This is a genomic window from Sphaerisporangium sp. NPDC051017, assembly GCF_040683095.1.
Classification (GTDB): Bacteria; Actinomycetota; Actinomycetes; order Streptosporangiales; family Streptosporangiaceae; genus Sphaerisporangium.
Genome location: NZ_JBFBCI010000128.1, coordinates 1 through 5,425 on the forward strand (window position 1 = coordinate 1; position 5,425 = coordinate 5,425).

Consider the following 5,425-nt stretch of genomic DNA (forward strand, 5'->3'; position numbering starts at 1 on the left):
TGCCGGGGCCACCGCGATCCGGCCGGGCTCAAGTCCAAGGCGGTGGACGAGCCGCGCGACCGGATCCGCCCCGCTTGACCCGAACAGCGGGACGTTTCGACGCGCGACGACGTGGGATGTGGGGACTCTCCACGTCGTCACGCGGTCTGTCAGCGCAGGGACTGCCTGTGCAATGTCCAGCGCTGCGCCGCGGCGGCGACCTGCTTCACGAACTCGCCGGGTTCGTCGTGAACGACGTCACCCCAGAAGTTGGCCTGCGCCATGGCGAAGGCATCCAAGGCTTCGGGTGAGGCGGTGCCCCAGGCCGGCACCCGAGAGGCGGCGCGCTCAGCGGCCGCCGGATCGTGGCCGGCCTGCATCAGCCAGATGACCCAGCATGCGGGGTCGATCCACGCACCTCCCTTGGTGGGCGAGGTCCAGCCCACCAGGTACGCCTCAGCGTGCGAGACCAACACGTTCTTCGGGTGCCAAGCGGTGTGCAGCAGACGGTCACCTTTGAACAGTTCCGGCGTTTCGCTGTAGCGGGCCCATCGTTCCTCGGCCGGCCTCGCCTTGACATCGAGACAGGGAAGCTCCCCAACCGCCCACATCATGTCGGCGACCATGGCCAGGTCCGTGGAGCCTGGTGAGTAGTCGGCGTGGCGGCCTTCCACGTACTGGAAGACCAGCAGGTCCCAGCCGTCCAGAGTGATGCGCCATTCCAGCCGCGGGGAGACCGGGACCACGAACGGGTTGACGTCGAACTCCCGGCTCAGGGTCCAGGCCTGCGGGTGATCCGCCGGAAGGCCCTTCACGTAGTAGCGCCCGTAGACGGTTTCCACCAAGGCAGAGACCACGCTGTCGGCCCCACCCACGACCGGGCGAGTCTCGACAATGCCCCCGATCCGTCTTTCGACGGCGGCCACGACCGTGATGGGCAGATCGTCGAAGGCGACGTTCACGCGGTCTTCCGCCCCACTCCGCACAGCGCCGGCAGTTGCCTGTCCCGGGCCTGGATGGCCCATTCAGGCTGGTCGGGGCGCCACAGGACCAGCGGTACGAGACCCGGTTCCAGCAGTTCCAGACCGTCGAAGAAGGCTCGGACTTGGCCCTCGGTGCGCAACGCCACCTTCGAGCTGGCGTTGTCGTACGCCCTCACGCCGTGGGTCAGATCCTCCCTGGGCGTCGCATGCGAGACCACCAGGCACGAACCTGCGGGCATCCGCTCCATCAGCGTCTTGACGATCTCGTACGGCTGTTCCGCGTCCTGGATGAAATGCAGCACGAAGATCAGGAGAACGGCGATGGGCTCGTCGAAGTCGAAGTGAGCTTTCACCTCGGGACTAGAGAGGATCGCCTCCGGGTAGCGGATATCGCCCTCGACCATGATCGTGCGCTCGTTCGTGGCCAGAAGCGCCCGGCCGTGGACCAGCACGACCTCCTCGAGATCGACGTACGCCACCCGCGCCGCCGGGTTCACGCGTTGAGCGACCTCGTGAACATTCTCCTGCGTCGGAAAGCCCGACCCCAGGTCCAGGAACTGACGGATGCCCATCTCTCCGGCCAGGGCTTCGACGGCGCGGCGCAGGAAGTCACGGTTCACCAGAGCGAGCTGACGCGCCTCCGGGAACATGGCGATCACTTCGTCGGCCGCCTCGCGGTCGGCGGCATAGTTGTCCTTGCCATGCAGGTAGTAGTCATACATTCGCGCCACATGTGGGGTCGTGGTGTCAATGCTGGCGAGCGGTCTTGGTGACATGCTCGCGCTGCTGACGGATGATGCCATGAGGGCCGCCTCTGTATTGTTTTGATGATTCATGCATGGACCTCGGGCGAGGGCTGGTCAGGAAGTAGCCGCACAATTACCGACTCAGCAATGTCCAGAGCACCAGCGAGTTCGGTGAGCTGCGCTTCAGGGATGGCGCCGACGTCGAGACCGCATTCGTCGACGAGCGCGACCAATTCACGAGTCTGCTGGTCGGTGGCAGTGCTCAGGCAGACGGGATGGGCCAAGACGTCGCGGGCGGCGTACCCATCGTGGATGGCTCGGCTGGTCAGTCCAGCGGCGATTTGCTCGACCACCGGATGGTGATCGCTGAGGGCGTCCAACAAGGTGAGGCCCAGCCGGGTCCGAAACACCGCCAATCCGTTCTCGGCGGGACCAAGATCAAGGTAGGCCGTCAGCGCGCCGTTCGCTAGGCCAACCGGGGAGCCTTCGGCGGCGACCGCGAGGGATAGACAAGCGGTGACTGCATTTTCCCATGGGTCGCCGGGTTGGGTGGCGTCCAGCATCGTGTGTGCCTGGTGATGGCGGCCTGCTACGGCGTGGGCGATGACGGTGATCTGTCTGCCGTCAAGCATTCGTTTGCCGACGCCTTTGTATTTGGTGAGCCGGTGGCTGGCTTCGTCCCATCGTCCGGCGACGGCCAAGGCGTGGGCGCCGGTGCCCAGCAGTACCTTCCACAGCCAGGTGCGCACGCCGGTGTGGGCTCCTGGTGCGTCGGTGATCCGGGCCGCGGGAATGGTGAGGCCGTCAATCACGGTGTCGGTGTGGTTGTCGATTGCCCGGAACAGGGTTTCTAGGAGGTTCCAGGCGGCTGCGCCGTCGCCGGCGCGGATGTGGAGGCGGGCCAGGTTTACGACTGGTTCGAGCCCGTGCCGGGGGTCGCGGTCATTGTCGAGAGCGGCGCAGGCGAGCCGGTGACACCAAGTGCGGGCCAGGTCGGGCAGGCCGCAGTCGGAGGCTAGCAGCGCGGCAAGGTTGAACACCGCGGTGGCTGCGGTCACGTCGCCGGCATCCTGGGCGTGGATGGCGCGTTTCCGCAGGTCGGCGACCCGCTGGATTAGGGGTATGCAGACGGGCCGGGGCCGGGCGGTCAGCGGGAATCTGCGGGTGATGGTCGGGTTCATGAAGCGCCGCAGGTCGGGGTGAGAATTGCATTGGCGGGGTCGGGCCCGAAGGTGATGGTCTTGGCGGCGGTGGCCAGGGCCGCCTGGTGCAGGCCGGGGATTCCGCGCCGGTTCCACACGAAGATCACATGGTGAGCGAGGATTGCGCGGAGGCCGCGGTGCAATTGTCCGGTCTGGTTGAGGCGGTCGAGCGTGGCGCCGGCGGTGGTGTAGCCCTCGATCCAGGTGCGGGCGGTGGCCAGTGGTGCGTCGACGTGGGTGAGACTGGCAGGGTCGACGGTCAAGAGCCGTTGCACGGGTGCTTGGAGTGTGTCGACGAGAGTGGATTTAGGCGGGTCTCGATGTTCGGCGACGCGAGCCCAGACGTCGCCTTGCTCGTACCAGTCGAGGCTGGCGGCGCGCATCATCGCCGCACACAGCATGATCGACAGCTCGCGAGTGCGGTGTGGTTCCCCGCCGGTAGCGGGGGTGAGCAGGTGGCGGCTGTCGAGGTGCCAGAGGCGGTGGGCGGCTTCCATGGCTAGGGTGCCGCCGAAAGCGTGGATTTCTGGCTCGTACCTTCCGGGGATCGTTGCTGCGAGGTAGCCGACATGGTTCAGGTGTGCCAGCCGGTCAATCATGTAGGCATCGGCCTCGGACGTCGTAGAGGCAGGGAGGTAGCGCAGCCGCCAGGCTCCCTTACGGACGAAAAACCACGCAGTGATCAGTCGGCGGGCTTCGGCTTCGGTGAGGACGGGCGCAACGTGGGTGATGGCTACGTCTTCGGTCGCGTGCAAATGCGGGAAGGCGATGTTGATCTGGCGCCATGCGGATCGCTTCACGGTCCCTCCAGTTCAGGCAAGGCTGAGAAAGGCGTCCCAGCAGGTGGCGGGGGTGCCGGTGCCGGCGGTGTGCAGGGCGAGCGCAGCACCGGCCGTGCCGTTCATCAGCTCCGGGTCGGCTACGGGTCTGGCGGCGAGTCGTGTGGCGAGATCGGCGGCCAGGCGGGGTAGCTCAGCGGCAAGCTGGGCTGCCCGGTATGGGTCCGTGCTGGCGGCGGCCATGCGGCTGGCAGCCTGCAGCAGGCCAGCTTTGCCGTGACAGAGGCCGATTTCGGGCAGCGCGGCAAGCTGGGCTGGGTCACGGAGTACGGCCAGCATCGCATTCTCCGCGTGCTGCTGGCGGGTGACGTCGTGCAGCGCGAGACCGGCGAGTTGCTGGGCGCGGGCGGTCCCGGCGGTTCCGTAGCACCAGGAGGGCCGGTGTCGCCAGCGGTGGATCGGGTCGGTGGTGACGTAGCCGGGCCACCATGGCCCAGCGGGGTCGTCGTGCTGACGGTGCTGGTCGATCCAGTCGCAAAGCGCGGCGAGAGCTTCCTGGGCTGCGGGCGGGGCGTGGAGGTGGAGGACCGCGAGGGAGAGTAGGGCGATGACCGCGCTGATGCCGTGGGCAACCCCGAGGTTGCCGTGCCCGTACGGGAAGTCCGGGTCGAGACTGCCTCCGAGCCCGGATGGTAACCACCATGGCGGCTGCACAGTGTGGGCGCCGAGGGGTTCGGTGATGCGCGCCAGGTAGGCCATCACGTCGCGGGTGATCGGGTGGTTGGGATGTGCCCGCAGGTGGTAGACGCCCAGTCCGGTCAGGCCGTGTACCAGGTCGAACTCGCGCATCGTCAGCGGATCGCCGCGGTCGATGCGAGCGTGGGCGGCCGCCAACCGGCTCTGGGTGATGGTAATGGCGGCGTCGTTCAGGTTGGTGAAAGCACGACGGTAGCCGCCCAACGGCTGCGCGGTGTGCAGCACGAAGGCCAGCGATGGGGCACCGTGGAACAGGTTCGCGTTGGAGCCGGCGCTGACCGGCTCGCTGGCTGTGGCGCGCAACCAGACGTGAGCGGTTGCCTCGTCGCCGTGGCCAGCCAGGGCACGCTCGATGTGCAGCAAGGCGATACCCACAGCACCGCCAGCCAGCGACTGTGGGCGCGTCCGCCCGTCGGCTGAGGGGCCAATCACGGCGGGGTCCCTAATCATTCCAGCTGTCGTCGCGACGACTTCCAGGACATCGGGGGTGGCGTGGAGGGTCGTGGTCACGGGTGGCTCCTTGTCGTCCAGCTCAGTGCGGCGGCGCGGGCCAGGTGCAAGCAGGCCCGTTCGCTGTCCAGTTCGGGGCCGGCGATCCGGACATGGTGCAGGTGCAGCAGGTCCGGTAGCAGCTCGGCCGGCGCGGCGGCACTGATGGTGGGCAGAGTGTCGCGCCATGCGGCGAGCACGTGCCGCCGCTGTTCCCAGCAGGTCAGCAAGTGCTCGCCGCCAGCTAGGGCGGCCAGCCTGTGACGGTCGTGCGGGTTGGCGAGTTGAATGGCCTGGTCGTAGACCGCCCGTTCGGGCGCCGGCCGGTGCGCTCGGGCGTGGCTGACGAGCCATCGCATGGCCTCGTGCGACTCGCCGATGACCGCCGCGGTGATGTTGAGGTGCCCCAGAGATTCCGGACATACCGCCCGATAGGGTGGTAACAGTCCGAAGGAGATGGGAACGTGCCGAAAGGTTCCAGGCGCAGGTTC

Annotated in this window: 6 protein-coding genes; all 6 read right to left on the reverse strand. The window is 67.5% G+C overall.

Going from position 1 to position 5,425, the window contains the following annotated elements; all coding sequences use genetic code 11:
• Window positions 1–149 precede the first annotated feature (149 nt).
• Window positions 150–941: a hypothetical protein gene (locus AB0M95_RS40600; protein ID WP_363776999.1), complete on the reverse strand. Its 792-nt coding sequence runs from the start codon at window positions 939–941 to the stop codon at window positions 150–152.
• On the reverse strand, window positions 938–1,798 hold the full coding sequence (locus tag AB0M95_RS40605; RefSeq protein WP_363777001.1) for an SAM-dependent methyltransferase: 861 nt from the start codon (window positions 1,796–1,798) through the stop codon (window positions 938–940). The genes AB0M95_RS40600 and AB0M95_RS40605 overlap by 4 nt, the downstream gene beginning before the upstream one ends.
• Window positions 1,795–2,889: a hypothetical protein gene (locus AB0M95_RS40610; protein ID WP_363777004.1), complete on the reverse strand. Its 1,095-nt coding sequence runs from the start codon at window positions 2,887–2,889 to the stop codon at window positions 1,795–1,797. Before AB0M95_RS40610 ends, AB0M95_RS40605 begins: the two co-directional genes overlap by 4 nt.
• Window positions 2,886–3,710, reverse strand: a complete 825-nt coding sequence (locus AB0M95_RS40615; RefSeq protein WP_363777007.1) for a thiopeptide-type bacteriocin biosynthesis protein — start codon at window positions 3,708–3,710, stop codon at window positions 2,886–2,888. The genes AB0M95_RS40610 and AB0M95_RS40615 overlap by 4 nt, the downstream gene beginning before the upstream one ends.
• Window positions 3,711–3,722: 12 nt before the next feature.
• The gene (locus AB0M95_RS40620) at window positions 3,723–4,955 is read right to left on the reverse strand and encodes a lanthionine synthetase C family protein (RefSeq protein ID WP_363777010.1); all 1,233 of its coding nucleotides are present in this window, start codon (window positions 4,953–4,955) and stop codon (window positions 3,723–3,725) included.
• Window positions 4,952–5,425, reverse strand: a 474-nt coding sequence (locus AB0M95_RS40625; RefSeq protein WP_363777013.1) for a thiopeptide-type bacteriocin biosynthesis protein, incomplete at its 5' end; no start/stop codon positions are given. The genes AB0M95_RS40620 and AB0M95_RS40625, both read right to left, overlap by 4 nt.